Origin of the sequence: Hymenobacter puniceus, from assembly GCF_014333525.1 — a bacterium.
Taxonomy (GTDB): Bacteria; Bacteroidota; Bacteroidia; order Cytophagales; family Hymenobacteraceae; genus Hymenobacter.
On sequence record NZ_JACSCX010000004.1, the window covers coordinates 358,375 to 373,588 of the forward strand.

The 15,214-nt window shown below is 59.1% G+C and carries 15 protein-coding genes; 7 read left to right on the forward strand and 8 right to left on the reverse strand.

Annotated elements, in window-relative coordinates:
* The gene (locus H8B14_RS13775; protein ID WP_187316214.1) at positions 1-429 is read right to left on the reverse strand and encodes a BLUF domain-containing protein; all 429 of its coding nucleotides are present in this window, start codon (positions 427-429) and stop codon (positions 1-3) included.
* A gap of 209 nt (positions 430-638) precedes the next feature.
* On the opposite strand from H8B14_RS13775, the gene H8B14_RS13780 reads away from it, so the two are divergent.
* The gene (locus H8B14_RS13780; protein ID WP_187316215.1) at positions 639-1,742 is read left to right on the forward strand and encodes a mechanosensitive ion channel family protein; all 1,104 of its coding nucleotides are present in this window, start codon (positions 639-641) and stop codon (positions 1,740-1,742) included.
* A 30-nt stretch (positions 1,743-1,772) separates the two neighbouring features.
* On the opposite strand, the gene H8B14_RS13785 is transcribed toward H8B14_RS13780, so the two are convergent.
* Complete coding sequence (locus H8B14_RS13785) at positions 1,773-2,510, reverse strand: hypothetical protein (RefSeq protein ID WP_187316216.1); 738 nt, start codon at positions 2,508-2,510, stop codon at positions 1,773-1,775.
* A 216-nt stretch (positions 2,511-2,726) separates the two neighbouring features.
* On the opposite strand from H8B14_RS13785, the gene H8B14_RS13790 reads away from it, so the two are divergent.
* Positions 2,727-3,269, forward strand: coding sequence for a GNAT family N-acetyltransferase (locus H8B14_RS13790; RefSeq protein ID WP_187316217.1), 543 nt, complete (start codon positions 2,727-2,729; stop codon positions 3,267-3,269).
* A gap of 63 nt (positions 3,270-3,332) precedes the next feature.
* Here the strand turns inward: H8B14_RS13790 and H8B14_RS13795 are convergent, their stop codons facing one another.
* Positions 3,333-4,454 carry a spore photoproduct lyase family protein gene (locus tag H8B14_RS13795; protein WP_261990019.1) on the reverse strand — a complete coding sequence of 374 codons (1,122 nt, stop codon included), beginning with the start codon at positions 4,452-4,454 and terminating at the stop codon, positions 3,333-3,335.
* 269 nt (positions 4,455-4,723) lie between these two features.
* On the opposite strand from H8B14_RS13795, the gene H8B14_RS13800 reads away from it, so the two are divergent.
* Complete coding sequence (locus H8B14_RS13800; protein WP_187316218.1) at positions 4,724-6,274, forward strand: malate:quinone oxidoreductase; 1,551 nt, start codon at positions 4,724-4,726, stop codon at positions 6,272-6,274.
* Between the two features lie 86 nt (positions 6,275-6,360).
* Here the strand turns inward: H8B14_RS13800 and ctlX are convergent, their stop codons facing one another.
* Positions 6,361-7,302, reverse strand: coding sequence for a citrulline utilization hydrolase CtlX (ctlX, locus tag H8B14_RS13805; protein ID WP_187316219.1), 942 nt, complete (start codon positions 7,300-7,302; stop codon positions 6,361-6,363).
* A gap of 108 nt (positions 7,303-7,410) precedes the next feature.
* Here ctlX and H8B14_RS13810 point away from each other — a divergent pair, with 108 nt between their 5' ends.
* Both H8B14_RS13810 and H8B14_RS13815 read left to right on the forward strand, forming a co-directional pair.
* On the forward strand, positions 7,411-7,815 hold the full coding sequence (locus H8B14_RS13810; protein WP_187316220.1) for a hypothetical protein: 405 nt from the start codon (positions 7,411-7,413) through the stop codon (positions 7,813-7,815).
* A 229-nt stretch (positions 7,816-8,044) separates the two neighbouring features.
* A complete protein-coding gene (locus tag H8B14_RS13815) occupies positions 8,045-10,621 on the forward strand; it encodes an alpha-amylase family glycosyl hydrolase (protein ID WP_187316221.1) in 2,577 nt (858 codons plus the stop codon).
* A gap of 195 nt (positions 10,622-10,816) precedes the next feature.
* Here the strand turns inward: H8B14_RS13815 and H8B14_RS13820 are convergent, their stop codons facing one another.
* Together H8B14_RS13820 and H8B14_RS13825 are read right to left on the reverse strand one after the other, a co-directional pair.
* Complete coding sequence (locus H8B14_RS13820) at positions 10,817-11,008, reverse strand: cold-shock protein (protein WP_044013145.1); 192 nt, start codon at positions 11,006-11,008, stop codon at positions 10,817-10,819.
* Positions 11,009-11,383: 375 nt separating this feature from the next.
* Positions 11,384-11,812: a BLUF domain-containing protein gene (locus H8B14_RS13825; protein ID WP_187316222.1), complete on the reverse strand. Its 429-nt coding sequence runs from the start codon at positions 11,810-11,812 to the stop codon at positions 11,384-11,386.
* Between the two features lie 234 nt (positions 11,813-12,046).
* Here H8B14_RS13825 and H8B14_RS13830 point away from each other — a divergent pair, with 234 nt between their 5' ends.
* Complete coding sequence (locus H8B14_RS13830) at positions 12,047-12,994, forward strand: NmrA family NAD(P)-binding protein (protein ID WP_187316223.1); 948 nt, start codon at positions 12,047-12,049, stop codon at positions 12,992-12,994.
* A 151-nt stretch (positions 12,995-13,145) separates the two neighbouring features.
* Positions 13,146-13,976 carry an ion transporter gene (locus H8B14_RS13835; RefSeq protein ID WP_187316224.1) on the forward strand — a complete coding sequence of 277 codons (831 nt, stop codon included), beginning with the start codon at positions 13,146-13,148 and terminating at the stop codon, positions 13,974-13,976.
* A gap of 15 nt (positions 13,977-13,991) precedes the next feature.
* Here H8B14_RS13835 and H8B14_RS13840 read toward each other — a convergent pair whose 3' ends face one another.
* Both H8B14_RS13840 and H8B14_RS13845 read right to left on the reverse strand, forming a co-directional pair.
* On the reverse strand, positions 13,992-14,477 hold the full coding sequence (locus H8B14_RS13840; RefSeq protein WP_187316225.1) for a hypothetical protein: 486 nt from the start codon (positions 14,475-14,477) through the stop codon (positions 13,992-13,994).
* Positions 14,478-14,648: 171 nt separating this feature from the next.
* The gene (locus tag H8B14_RS13845) at positions 14,649-15,065 is read right to left on the reverse strand and encodes a hypothetical protein (RefSeq protein WP_187316226.1); all 417 of its coding nucleotides are present in this window, start codon (positions 15,063-15,065) and stop codon (positions 14,649-14,651) included.
* Between the last annotated feature and the right edge of the window lie 149 nt (positions 15,066-15,214).

The following is a 15,214-nucleotide window of genomic DNA, read 5'->3' on the forward strand; positions in this document are numbered from 1 at the left end:
CTATACGCCGGCAGTGTGTGCGGTGGCAAATTCGCGCAGCACTTCGAAAAACGCGCCGTCTATGCTGCGCAGCTTATTAGGCAGAAAGCCATTGCCGCTGAGTGGATGGTAGCCCGCCAGCTGCTCGAACTTCTCGGGCGAAGCAGTAGCAAAGCCCATCGACCAGTCGGGAAAAGACCGTCTGGTGATGGGGCCGTCGGCTAGCTTGCAGAGGTGGGTGTGGCGAATGTCGCGGGCAATAATGGCGTAGAGCTGCTCCACAGCAGACTGTTCGCCTTCCAGCACCTGCAGAACTTCGCCTTCGCTTACCAGCAGCAAACCGGTGATGGCGCGAGCCTGGTTTTTGCGCCGGGAGTGCAGCAGCAGTTGCTTTAGTTGCAACTCGTCCAATTCGCCGGTTGCGGAGCTGAGATATACAATCCGATGCATATAGTAAGTGTAACCTATTTTTTTGCTGGCTGCGGCAGAGTACGCAGGGAAACTACCGGCCAATGAAGCGAAATTTACGCGGTTAGCGGCACAACTCAATCAGGCAACAGCTAGCCCTGAGTGCTCATCCAGACTACAACCTTTGCGGGAGGACGTGGGTACAGGACAGCACGGCCCGCCGGTTTGTGGCGGCTTTTCGCCCTTTCCTTATGCCATTCCAACTTCCCGATTTGCTTCCCGACCAAGTGGAAACCTTGTTGCGTACGCTGGCTATTGTGGCAGGCAGCCTGGTGGCAGGGTGGTTGCTGAAGGTGGTGGTGTTTGGCACGCTGGCGGCTTATGTGCGGCGCGAGCCGACCAGCCTGCTGGCCAGCTCGGTGCTGCTTCACCTGCGCCAACCCAGCGCGTGGTTTTTTCCGGTACTGGTGCTGTCGTTTGTGTTGCCGCTCACAGCCTTGCAGGACCGCACGCTAGAAGTGGCGCGGCGGCTGGTAGAAACGGCGCTGCTTACCACTTTCGCCTGGGGTTTGGTGAAAACCGTGGACGTCATCCAGGATCTGGTGCAGCAGCACTACCAGATCAATGGCGAGGACAATCTGCGGGTGCGCAAGCTGTTTACGCAGCTGCAATTCGTGAAAAAGCTAACGGTGTCGCTCATCATCTTCGTGGCTATTGCGCTGGTTCTGATGAGCTTTGCCACGGTGCGCAAAATCGGAACGGGCCTGCTGACGTCGGCGGGCATTGCCAGCGTAATTGTGGGCTTTGCGGCTCAGCGCTCCATCAGCAACCTGCTGGCTGGCTTCCAGATTGCCTTCACCCAGCCCATCCGCCTCGACGACGTGCTGGTAGTGGAAGGCGAATGGGGCCGGGTGGAGGAAATTACATTTACGTATGTGGTGCTGCGCATCTGGGACGAGCGGCGGCTGGTGCTGCCCCTCAACTACTTTATTGAGAAGCCCTTCCAGAACTGGACCCGCACCACTTCCCAACTGCTGGGCACGGTGTTCCTGTACACCGACTACACCATTCCGGTGGAAGCCGTGCGCGCCGAGTTGCAACGCGTGGTGGCCGCGCACCCGCTCTGGGACCAGCGTGTGTGTGTGCTGCAGGTTACGGATTCCAAGGAGCGCACCATTGAGCTGCGGTGCCTGGTGAGTGCAGCCAACTCCAGCCAGGCGTTTGATTTGCGGTGCGCAGTGCGCGAGCAGCTGATTGCCTTCATTCAGCAGCGCTACCCGCACTGCCTGCCCAAAACCCGCACCCTCACCGAACCCACCGACCAGCCATTCACGCCGAGCATAGTGGAGGAGTAAGTGCCGCGCCTGGATGGTATCAGCCTTGTATCAGCCGGCAAATACAAACCGGCGCTGCCGCAGCCAGCTCTCCAGCAAGTGTGCATCCGCCGAAATGCATCCAACCACGCGGTATTTGGAGCGCAGCGCTGCCGAAGTAGTGGCATCCTCGTCCACTACCTGGGCCTTGCCCAAATAGGTAGAATGGATAAACCGTACTCGCCCAGCCTGCACCAGCAAAAAGCCCACGTGAAAGTCCAGCCCTACAATGTAGAGGCCACTGCCAAGCTGCTGCATCTGCTCCACAAACCGGACCTGCGGCACTTGGCGGTAGCGCCGGATGTGGGCTTCATCAGTCAGGTTCTGAATGAGCTTTTCGGAGGTGGTTTTGGCCAGGGCTATCCGGTCGAGGCGCAGGCCGGCGTCGCGCAGCGTGGTAGTTACGAAGTAGCCACAGGCAATAGAATCCTGTTGTGGCTGCTGGCTGGTACCATAGAAGGCCCACGGCGTGCCGTACCACGCCGGCCAAATGGTGGTGTCCAGACTCGCAACCAGCAAGTGCCGCGCCTGCTGTAGCACTACGGCTTTCTGCGCGGTGGTGCGGGCCTGCCGGTAGCGTGCGGCCAGCATTGCCCGTTGGGCTGCCAGCCGCGCCACACGAGGCCTGTACTCGGCTGCCGCAGCAGGATCGGGTACTGGTTCTATGGAAGCTGTAGCGTTAGCAGATGTATCAGAATGACAGGCCCCGGCAAGCACAGCCAGCAACAGCGGCAGGTATTTCAACGACATGGCAGCAACAGAAATGGAGAGGCCGCAAGCTAACGTCGTGTACGTCGTTTATTGTACTATCCATCTATAGCATGCTACTATTCGACCGCTGCGCAGAATAATCAGGGCCGGCCGGTGCAAGCACAACAATCGGCCCGCGCGCCGCCGTACCTTCGTGTGGCCGGCCGGGCTGATGTTCCGGTTTCCTGCGCACGGCAGCTTTTCCCTGATGCTTTCATGATCCGACTCGAATACTTCACCCCGGCCGACTTTCCGCAGCTTATCGACTGGATAACCGATGCCAAGCTGCTCATGAACTGGTCGGGCTCTTTGTTCAGCTTCCCGCTCACCGAAGACAAGCTGGCCTGGTACCTCGAAGACACCAACGACCCCGCTACTTCCGACGCTCTGATTTACAAGGCCATCGAAACCAGAACCGGCGAGGTAGTGGGCCACATTTCGCTGGGCGGAATCAGCCGTAAGAATAGCGCCGCCCGCATCAGCCGGGTGCTGGTGGGCAACAGCACGGCGCGGCGGCGCGGCATCTGCCAGGGCATGATGCAGGCCATTTTGCGCATCGGTTTCGAGGATCTGGGTTTGCACCGCATCGATCTGGGCGTGTACGATTTCAACACGGCCGCCATCCGCTGCTACGAGAAGGCCGGCATGCAGCAGGAAGGCCTCTCGCGCGACATTCTGCGCTACAATGACGAGTACTGGAGCCTCATTGAAATGAGCATGCTCGACCACGAGTGGCAGGCCCTGCACCCGGCATCCTGAGCCATAAGCCATAAGCCGCAAGCTGACGTTGGAGAGTCAGCTTGCGGCTTATGGCTTAGCACACTACGTCCAGTACAATACCGGAGCCTGCGGAAAGCGGCGCTGCCACTCTTCGTAGAAGAACTGCCGGAGTGGCCGCATGTCCTCGGGCTGGTACACGTATTTCACGCCGCCAAACTTATTGCGCTTGGCCGCCCGCAGGCTTTCATCGAAGTTGAGGGCCGTGTTGGGGTACCATTCCTGCAGCACGTCGCGCGAGTTGGGCGTGAAGCGGTGCGTGATGAACTCCACTGTCAGGTCGCACTCAAAATCCAGGGCAGCGGCCAGCTGGTCGAGCAATTGAGTGTAGTGCTGCTGCCAGTCGGGAACGAGCATAATGGGCGCCAGCACCACCCCCACCGGGTAGCCGCCCCCGCCCTGCGACACGGGTAGCGCCAGTTGCCGCAACGCCTGCAGCCGCGCCTCCACCGAGGCCGTACCGCCTTCCATGCGGCGCACCACCGGCTCGGCATTTAAGCTGATGCGGGCGCGCGTGCGGCCCTGGTGCGGCAGCCCTAGCAGCGGTTCTACATGGCCATATTTGCTCACGAAGCGCAGCCGGGCTCCTTCACGGGCGCCAAAGTAGCGGATGCACTCGGCCAAGCTGCCGGTGAGGTGCTCAATGCCCAGCACATCGGTGTAGCAGCTCACCTCGAAGCTGGTGAGGCGGCCGGGCTGTTCGTAGCTTTCGGTGTTTGCCAGCAGCTGCGGCAGGTTGGCGAATACGCGCACCACTGGCGGCCCCTGCAGGCTGCCGGCCAGGTAGCAGTATTGGCAATGGGCCGGGCAGCCTTCGGCCAGGTTCATCTGCCAGTCGGCAGACGGCGGCGTGGGCTGCAGACGTAGAGCGCCGGGTGGCGCTTTCACCACGGCCAGCGTGTTTTTGGCGTTGCGGTAGGTTTCGCGGGGGTCGGCGCCGCGCAGGTTGGTCAGGCGGTTGCTCTTCAGGAGTTCCACTTCCAGTCCGTGCGCCTTCACGCGGGTTAGTATCTGCTGGCCAAACGGCTCGTCCAGCGCGTCGGGCGTAAACAGTACGCGCTTGGGCAGCCACACCTTGGCAGAGCGCGCTACTGGCTGGTTTTCCAATGGTGGCAGGCCAGCGGCCGGCTGGTTGAACAACGGCAAAACGGGCAGAGAATCGAGCATCAAACGGCAGCTTGGTGAGTCATACTGGCAACATCAAACTGCGCCGGATAAGTCCGTAGAAAAGGGCAAATCATTGTTTTTTGAGGCATTTTTGCGCTGAATTTTAGCTTCTCCGACTTCTGTCCTGATGCCGCTAGCGCAGAGGGCTGGGTGGGCGCTGCCCGCGTAGAGAAAAGCTTGCATTGCTGCTGGCCGGGCAGCATTTGCCCGCAATGGCAACTGGCTCATTTTACATGCTGGCACTACTTTTCTGCAACTTCCCTCGTAGTATGGCTGCTTCACCTTCTGACTGTATGACCACCACCAATACCTCTGCTACTCCGACCACTGATGTTGTGCTGATTGGGGCCGGCATCATGAGTGCCACCCTGGGTTTGATGCTCAAGGAGCTGGACCCAAACCTGACCATCACAATTCTGGAGCGCCTGGACGTAGCGGCCGCCGAAAGCTCTGACGCCTGGAACAACGCCGGCACCGGCCACTCGGCTTTTTGCGAGCTGAACTACACGCCCGAAAAGCCCGACGGCACTATCGACATCAGCAAGGCCCTTAAAATTGCCGAGCAGTTCGAGGAAAGCAAGCAGTTCTGGGCCTACCTCACCGAGCAATACAGCGTGAAAGAAATCCAGCGCTTCATCAACCATATTCCGCACATCAGCTTTGTGTGGGGCGCCGAAAATGTAGAGTATCTGCGCAAGCGCCACGAGGCTCTCACGCAGTCGGCCTTGTTTGAGGGCATGGAATTCAGCACCGACCCCGCCGAGCTCCGTACCTGGATGCCGCTGGTGATGGAAGGCCGCGACCCGCAGCAGCCCGTAGCTGCCACCCGCATGGATTTGGGCACCGACGTTAATTTCGGCTCCCTTACGCGCGGTATGTTCTATCTGCTGCAGGAAAAGCCCGGCGTCACGATGCACTTTCATCATGAGGTTAAGAAGCTGCGCCGCAAAGATGATGGCTCGTGGAGCGTGAAAGCAGAAGACCGCACCACCGGCCAAACCGTGAAAGTGCGGGCTAAATTCGTGTTTATCGGGGCTGGTGGGGGCTCGTTGCCGCTGCTCGAAAAATCCGGAATTCCGGAGGCGGATGGGTTTGGCGGTTTCCCGGTGAGCGGGCAGTGGCTGAAGTGCACCAACCCCGCCGTTATTGCCCGTCACGATGCCAAAGTCTACGGCAAAGCCAGCGTCGGCTCGCCGCCTATGTCGGTGCCGCACCTCGACTCGCGCATGATTGACGGCCGCAAGGAGCTGCTGTTCGGCCCTTACGCCGGCTTTAGCACCAAGTTTCTCAAAACCGGTTCTTACCTGGACTTGCCCGGCTCCATTCAGCTCAGCAACCTGCGCCCCATGATTATGGCGGGCCTGAAAAACCTGCCGCTCACTAAATACCTGATTCAGCAGGTGCGCCAGTCGCCGCAGGACCGGGTGGCGGCCCTGCGGGAGTACCTGCCCGAGGCCCAACCCCAGGACTGGGAGCTGGCCGTGGCCGGCCAGCGCGTGCAGGTTATCAAGAAAGACGAAAAGCAGGGCGGCGTGCTGGAGTTTGGCACCGAGGTAGTCACCAGTGCCGACGGCTCCATTGCTGCCTTACTGGGCGCTTCGCCCGGTGCTTCTACGGCTGTAAGCATCATGGTGCATCTGGTGCAGAAGTGCTTTCCGCAGCAGGCTGCCTCGCCGGAGTGGCAACAGAAGTTTCATGACATGCTACCCTCTTTCGGGCAGTCGTTGGCTACCAAGCCAGAGCTGGTAGCCGAAGTGCGGGCCCGTACCAGCGCGGTGCTGGGTTTGGTGCAGCCTTCTTCAGAGCAGATCAGCCGCTAGCAATTGTTAGCCAGATACCGGCTGCCCATCATCCTGAGCATATGCGGTGTTCCGCCGTTGCGCTCCGGATGACGGGCAGTCTGCGCTTATCCGGCGCTGCCCGTTTGGGCCTGCTCCGGCAAAAACACCTCGGCCAGCATGCATCGCACACTTCCGCCGCCTACCGTTTCGATGGTAGGAATGGGCAGCGGCAGCAGCTTGGCATAGGTGCTGAGTGTTTGGCGCTGAGCGGGCGTAAGGATATCGTGGGCACTTTGCGAAAGCGCCAGCAGCGCTGGCCCGCCTGCCGGCTGCAAAGCCAGCATATTGCCGGCAAACCGCGCCACCTGTGCCAGCGAAATATCCACGAGCTCGTGGCCGGTTTCCTGCAGTGAGAGCACCACGGCAGCGCGCTCCGCTGCATCCCGGATGCTTTCCAAACACACCACCGCAAACCCCGGCCCGACGCTCATCAGCACATTGGTGTGGTAGATTTCCTGGCCCTGCACATCCTGCGCCCGAAACAACACCGGCCGGTAGTCTAAGCGCGCGCACACTTCCGCCAGCAGGCCCGCATCGGTGCGGGGCGAAAGGCCAGCATAGGCCACCCGGTGCTCGTGGTCGAAAATGATGCTGCCGGTACCTTCCAGAAACACTGCCTGCTGCTCCCACACGCCAAAGTCCACTAGTTCCGTCACGACAAACTCCTGCGCTAGCGCGGCCACAATATCGGGCCGGCGCTCCGGGCGGCGGTTGGGTGCGCACATTGGGTAGAGCAGCACCCGGCCATCTGCATGCAGCGAAACCCAGTTGTTGGGAAATACGGCGTCTGGGCAAGCAGGCGTGGCCAGGTCATCGAAGATTAGCACCCGCATACCGTGGGCGCGTAGCTGCGCTACGGCTGCATCAAATTCAGCTAATGCCCGGGCCTGCAGCACAGCCGGCGTTTGCCCGGCAATAAGTTGCTGAAACGAATTGGAAGGCGCGGTTTCGGCATTAAAGCCAAAGCTGGCCGGGCGCACCATAAAGACCGTGAAGGCAGATTGCATAGCGGAAACGAAAAGAAGCAAGTTTGCAAAAATGCAGCGTGCCACTCAATCTAGCTCAACCATGGGTCGGGGCCCGCGTACACCTTATTTCCTCCACGCCAATCCTGCATGTACCACGCCTTACCTGCCCGCGACTTTCTCGACCTTACCTATCGGGACGACGTCTGCTTTATCATCAACCGGATTCTGCGGCCGCTGGCCCCCACAGAAGCGCAGGAGGCCTACGCGCTGATGCTGGATGCGGCCAACCAGCATGGCTGCCAGCATTGGCTGATTGACCTGCGCCGCAACACCACCTACCAGCCCGAGCTGCTCACCACTTTCTTCCCGCAGCCCGGCGACCAGCCTGGCAAGCTCACGTATCTGGCCTATCTGGTGTCGCCGATGCTACTTGCCGAAATCCAGGATCAGCAAGGCGCTCTGCTACCGGGGCGCCAGGATGACCTGCCTTTTCGGGTTCAGATTTTTGTGGATGAGCTGGCCGCGCAGGAATGGCTGACCACCAACAACTAGGCTGTGTCTGGAAAGTCGATGGCAATTCACTGAACGTCATGCTGAGCTTGTTGAAGCATGGCTGTTTTATAGCTCTCAGACACTACCTAAGAAGTAGCCTGACCGGCTTAACAACGACGCTCAATCCGTTAGCCGGCAAGTAGTTCGCTATTTCCTGAGAATGTTGCTTGCTGTGAAGTAGCAGCAGGCATGGAGACGTATCTTTACAATTCGCCTCTGTAAAGTCTCCATGAAACACATTCTACTTCTTTTCTCACTGTTGCTCGGCGTTGCCGGGGCACGGGCAGGCCAGCTCACATTTCGGGTAAACCTGGGCGCGCGCACCGTGCCGGCCGGCGGGGTACACGTAGCAGGCACGTTTCAGGCGCCAGCTGGTTTCCCGACCAACTGGAATCCGGCCACCACGGCCCTCTCCGACCCCGACGGCGACCATATCTGGGAAGCCACCGTAACGGTACCGGCCGGCGTGTATCTCTACAAATTTGTGAACGGCAACAGCTGGGGCGGCGCAGAGCTGGTGCCCGCCAGCTGCGGACTTGACGATGGCGGCGGCAACGTAAACCGCCAGGTAGTAGTAGGTGGCACAACTGTGCGGTTACCCATTGTGGCCTTCGGCGACTGCGCCACCCAGGTGCGTTTTGCTGTGGACATGAGCGGGCAGACTGTATCCGCAAACGGTGTGCATGTGGCCGGCAACTTCCAGGCGCTGGCTGGCTATGGCGCCAACGACGACCCCACGGCCCTGCCCCTCCGCGACGATAATGCCGACGGCATCTATGAAGCGCAGATTTCATTGCCGGCACCAGGCCGGTTTCAGTACCGCTTCGTGAATGGCAACACGCTGGCAGCTGCCGAGATTGTGCCGGCTGCCTGCGGCACGGCCAATGCCGTCGGTACGCTTACCCGCATACTTGATGCCACCGCTGCCGTCACGACCACACCCAGCTTCTGCTTTGGCTCGTGCACAGCCTGCGGCAGCACGCAGCCCAGCACCAATTATGCTACCCATTGGTGGAACGACGCCGTGTTCTACGAAATTCTGGTGCGCAGCTTCCAGGACAGCAACGGCGACGGCAAAGGCGACTTCGCGGGCATGACGCAGAAGCTGGACTACCTCAACGACAACAACCCCGCTACCACCACCGACCTAGGCATTACCGGCATCTGGCTGATGCCCATGATGGAGTCGCCGAGCTACCATGGCTATGATGTAAGCAACTACAAAGCCACCGAAGCTGATTACGGCAGCATGGCCGAGTTTGAAGCCTTTCTGGCTGCAGCCCACCAACGCGGCATCAAAGTCATCATCGACCTGGTGCTCAACCATTCTTCCAGCCGGCATCCGTGGTTTACACAGGCCGTCGGCAACGCCAACAGCCCTACCCGCGACTGGTACCGGTGGTCGGCCACCAACCCGGGCTACCTGGGCCCGTGGGGCCAGACGGTGTGGTACCCGCGCAACGGCAGCTTCAACTACGCGCTGTTCTGGAGCGAAATGCCCGACCTGAACTGGCGCAATCCGCAGCTTCGGGCCGCTATGTGGGATATAAGCCGGTTCTGGCTGCGCAAAGGCGTAGACGGCTACCGCCTCGATGCCGTGAAATATCTGGTGGAAGATGGCCCCACTCTGCTGGATACGCCTGAGACCCTGGCTACTCTAGAAGAATTACACGACTCTGTGCGGGCCGTAAATCCGGCCGCCGTGACCGTGGGAGAAGCATGGAGCACCACTCGCCTAGTGATACCCTACGTCAACAACGACCGGCTGGACCTGTGCTTTGATTTCGATCTGGCGGAAAGCATCCTCAATGCTGTTAACCAGGGCAGCGCCACAGCTCTGCGTACTCAGCTCAACCTTGTGAACACGCTTTACCCAAAGCTGCAGTACGCCACCTTCCTCACCAACCACGACCAGAACCGGGTATTTGATGTGCTGGGCAGCAACCCGGCTCGTATGAAACAGGCTGCCGCGCTGTACCTGACAATGCCGGGCGTGCCGTTTTTGTACTATGGCGAAGAGCTGGGTATGGCGGGCTCCGGCCCCGACGAGGATAAGCGCCGGCCCATGCAATGGTCAGACGGCCCCCAGGCCGGCTTCACGACCGGCACGCCCTGGCGCGCCCTCAATGCCAACTACCGCCAGTATAATGTCGCCACTGCGCAAGCCGATCCGGCTTCGCTGCTCAACCACTATAAAAAGCTGATTGGCCTGCGCACCACCCATGCTGCTTTGCGCAAAGGCTACTACCTGCCGGTGGCAGCTTCAGTGCCGGCGGTGCTGGCGTACGCGCGGGTCTACGAGCAGCAGGCAGTAGTGGTGGCCACCAATCTGAGTGGTAACGCCACCAGCACCCCGGCTTTGTCGCTGGGCATTTCCACGCTGGCCGCTGGCACTTATCAGGTTACGGAGCTATACAGCGGGCAGGCGGCCGGCACCGTTATGGTAGATGCGCAAGGTGGCATCAGCAACTGGACGGCCAGCTTACCCGCCCTGGCCGCTAATGGCACCTGGATGCTGCACCTGCGTGCGGCCACCATCAACAGCACCGTTAGTGCTACACCTGCATTTTCCTTTGCATTGTATCCGAACCCAGCCACGGGCCCGGTGCGCCTTAACTTGGCCGCGGCGCCCGCTGCCAGCAGCCAGGTGCAGGTATTCGACCTGACGGGCCGGCTGGTGCACGCTGCCCGGTTTGTGGGCAGCAGCCATTCCCTGGCTACTGCCGGCCTGGCGGCTGGCACTTATTTCGTGCGGGTGCAGTCGGGCACGGCGGTGGCAGTGCAGCGGCTGGTGCTGGAGCAGTAGGTAGCCAGCACTGCCACTGCCTGCTACAGTAGCAGGCAGTGGCAGTGCCACAGTACACAGCTCAAGGATTCTTTAGTTTGCATGTCGCATTTGAGCATGCACAGTTGGCGTTCCAGGATGCTGCATTCAAGGAGCAGGCACAAAAAAAGGAGCATGCCGGGTGGCATGCTCCTTTTTTGTAGGTGATGAGGGAAACTACGCGCGGCGTACTTTCACAGCGTTCAGGCCTTTGCGGCCTTCTTCTACCTCGAATTCAACCTTGTCGTTGTCACGAATTTCGTCGATCAGACCGGTTACGTGTACGAATACGTCTTGGCCGGTAGCGGCGTCGTTGATGAAACCAAAGCCTTTGGTTTCATTGAAGAATTTTACTGTTCCTGTTGACATGATGCTTAGGAAATGAAAAAAATTGAAGCAACAGGCAACGGAACTCTACAATAATTCAGCATAGCGAATCAATGGTAGTGGTACGAGGCTATTTGCCTTTAACGCTGTAAATATAGAGCTTATTTTTATTTCGCCAGACCTACGCGACTGTAAAGTGGCGGAATGGTGGCCCTATCTGCGGCGGCAACCCCTGCTTTATGGAATGTTCACGGCATGGATACTACGTTTCCTGCACTCAAGGCGCGTATTTCAGCTTTATTTCTTGCTGGGCGGCCATTCCAGTAAATAGTGGCGAATACCAGCAAAGCACTCCTGCAGAAAGCATCAACAGCGCAATTACGTGCGTTAACTGCCTGCTGCCGCCCGCATTATACTTCAGATCTGCCAGCCGTCCTCTACCACAAACGAGCGGAGCAGATAAAGCACTCCATCGTCCATCACAGGCAAGTGCTTATCCAGAAAGTCGGAGCGGTACGGATTTATATAGCCGGTTAACCGGACAAAATCCTCGCCAGTGAGCGACTGAAAGCCCATGGACCAGTCGGGGAAAATTCGCTGCTGGATAGAACCGTTGGAGAGAGTCTGGATACCAGAATGGCGGTGGTCGGCTTTGATGCGGGAAAACAGGTCTTCTGTAGCGTGTTGCTCACCTTCCAGCACTTGCAGGAAGCTGTCGTGGCTGAATAGCAGCAAGCCGGTAATTCCCAGCTGCCGGTTATTGGCCCGCGCCTGGTTAAGCAGCTGCCGGAGGGCAGCAGTGGTAGGGTGGCCGACAGCCGTACTTTGATAAACGATATGGTGCATGTGCCAGGTATTGAGCAAAAAGCCGCCTTTCCAGACCACAGCCGCCGCTAGCCGCCGCTAGCCGCCGCTAGCCGCCGCTACTGAAAATATCGATTTGCTGCGACAGAAACAAGCCGAACCGTTACGGCCTGCGGCAGTTCCTTTCTTTCGATGGTTACCAGAGCCATAGCTGCTACAACCTTCAGATGCATAACCGGGTATTACGGCTTCACACCACCAATTTCTGCTATCCGTATGCCAACTACCAATCTGCCACACACTGGCGGCGCCTCTACTTCTGCAAAGCAACTTGTTGTGCTGGCTGGTGCCACAGGGCAGCTGGGGCTGCTGATTGCCCACTTTCTGCGCCAGCGCGGAGCCACGGTGCGCGCCCTGGTACGCCCCGGTGCCGTAGCTGGGGCCGAGGCCACCTCGCTACGGTTGCAGGGCGTGGACGTGGTAGCAGCCGACTATTCTGATGCCACAGCTCTGGCGGAGGCCTGCGCTGGTGCGTCATGCGTGGTTTCGGCGCTTTCAGGACTGCGGGAGGTGATTGTAGACACGCAGACGCAGCTGCTGGAAGCGGCCGTGGCGGCTGGTATACCGCGCTTTATTCCGTCGGACTTTTCGGCGGATTTCACGCGGCTACCGGAAGGCTCGAACCGCAATTTTGACTTGCGGCGGGAGTTTCAGCGGCGGCTGGACAAGACTCCTATCAAAGCTACTTCCATCCTCAACGGTATGTTCATGGACCTGCTGACCGGGCAGGCACCTGTGGTGCTGCCGGGCCCAAAGCGGGTGGTATACTGGGGCGACGCCGACCAGCCGCTTGATTTCACAACCATGACCAATACCGCCGAATTCACGGCGGCGGCAGCTCTCGACCCGGGCACACCCCGCTACTTGCGGGTAGCGGGCGAGGTAGCCAGCATCCGGGAGTTGCAGGCGGCCGCTACGCAGGCCACCGGGCAGCCGTTTAAGTTATTTCGGGTAGGAAGCCTGAGAGCCTTCAGCAAGGTGATAAAACTTACAAAAGCTCTGCTCCCAGCCAGCAACGACGTATTTCCACCGTGGCAGGGCATGCAATACCTCCACAACATGTTCAGTGGGCAGGCCAAACTGGCCGAGCCGCTGGACAACAACCGGTATCCGGAAATCCGGTGGACGCAGGTGCACGAGGTGTTGGCCGGAGCGCGCAAATAGCTGCTGCTACCTTGTTCAGCCTGGAGAGCCAGACGGAGTAGAAATTAGTTAAAACGGGCCCTGGAGGTGGTGGCACGTCGCTATCAGCAGCTTATGCTGGCGGCCTTTGCGATGTTTCCGAACTTCCGCCCCTAGCTACCTGCTGCTATTTATGGACATCCGCCCTCGTGAAAACGCCGCCACCTGGCAGGAAAAAGCTTACCGCGTCATCTTTGAATCGGATACGCGAGCCGGCCAGCTCTTTGATATTGCGCTGCTGCTAGCCATCGTTCTTAGCGTATTGGCGGTGATGCTGGAAAGCGTTACAAGCATCAGTGCCCGCTATGGAGCAGCGCTGCGAACTGTGGAATGGGTGTTCACCGGCATATTCCTGGTCGAATACCTGATGCGCCTGCTAGTGGTACGACGGCCGCTGAACTATGCTTTTAGCTGGCTGGGCATTATCGACTTTCTGGCCATTGTGCCCACACTGGCAGCACTGGTGCTGGCAGGCAGTCGCTACCTGCTCGTAATCCGGACTCTGCGGCTGCTGCGTGTGTTCCGCATCTTTAAGTTGGGGCAGTTCGTTGGCGAGGGCGAATTCATTATCAGTGCTCTTAAAGCCAGCCGCTTCAAGATTCTGGTGTTTCTGAGTTCCGTTGTGACGTTGGCTGTAGTGGTAGGCACGCTGATGTACGTGGTGGAAGGCGGGAAAAACGGCTTCACCAGCATTCCTAAAAGCATTTACTGGGCCATCGTGACGATGACAACAGTGGGCTACGGCGACATTTCGCCTGCCACGGTATTGGGCCAGACGCTGGCCTCGGCACTTATGATTATGGGCTACGCCATTATTGCTGTGCCCACCGGCATCGTCTCGGCCCAGATGGCGCTGCCTACCGCCAGCCGCCCTATTTACAAGCAGGTTGCGTGCCACGTGTGCCAGGCTACCGACCACCGCAACGACGCCGAATTTTGCTGGCGTTGCGGCGAGAAGCTGTAGCAGGGCACGCTTACGTTACTTTGCCCGCAATTCTGGCCGTATTATCAACCACTTAAAACTGATGCCTTTTGCGTCGTTGGGAGCTAGATCCGGCTTGCCGGGCTTAGGTGTGGGTTTAGCATAAGAGCTCTGTGAGCCGTCGGCAGCTACTACCAGCAGGTTTTTGTAGGGGATGAACACAAAAAGATGGTCGCCAGGCTGGGCGACCTGCTGGAAGGGCCGCAGATCGAGGCGGGACTGAGACACGAGCATGATAGGCAGCACTGGCCGGCCAGCCCGGATCAGCGTGACTTCGGCGCCGGTGGCACGGTAGCTGCTGGCCTGCTGGCAGCCCGGCGCGGGCATCAGGCGCATTTGCGCGCTGGCAGGCAGAGGGCCACCGGTGGCCGGCACCTCCTGGCCGTTGTGCAGCACTTTCAGTACGGGCACGGAGCAGTTGACCTGGGCAATGGCCGCAGTGGCAATCAGGCAACTACAAACTGTGAGCAATACTTTCACCATATAAATCAGCGCAGCCCGTGGCTACGGATACGGGGTAGAATATGGTGGCATATGGCACCGTCTTTCCTCAACGCAGCTACCGCCACCCAGCGTATTCGCTGCAGAAAATAACCAAGCTATTTCACTGGACTAGCCGCAACAAGCTTAACTTAGGCACTGTGCGGCACGCTGCTAGTTTTTGACAGCGGAAAATAGCGCGTGCCGTAAATGGTCGTTGGTGAACTGGAAACGGATAGACCCGCCGGGGCGGCTGATGTGGCTGGTGTAGGTTTTCGCCCATAAAAACGTTTCTTCCTGCACCGGCCCGAAGGCCGACCAGGGAATGAACAGTGGCGGATGGCCCACGAAGAATATTTTCCAGGTAGACAGGTACACGCCTTGGGGCGTCAGGCCCATACGGGCGGCGTTGTTGTACTTCGCCACCCCGATGCGCAGGTAAGCCTGCGTTTGCAGGTTCACGGTGGCGGGCACTTCGGTTGTGGCATATGCTTCGGCCAGGCGGCTCCAGCCCATGCGGGAAACCATAAAGACGACCAAACACCAGAAGGCCCCGAAAACGGGCAGGAACAGCAGCGGAAGCCAGGGCACGATTGGATGCATGCGTTGCCATACGCGGGAGCTTGGGCTAGAGTTGAAACCGGGGTTTTCGTGGTAATCACCTAAAACAAAAAGTGCCGCCCCAGTTTCCTGAGGCGACACTGTTCGGTATGCCACTGCACTTTTATGACCTCATAGCC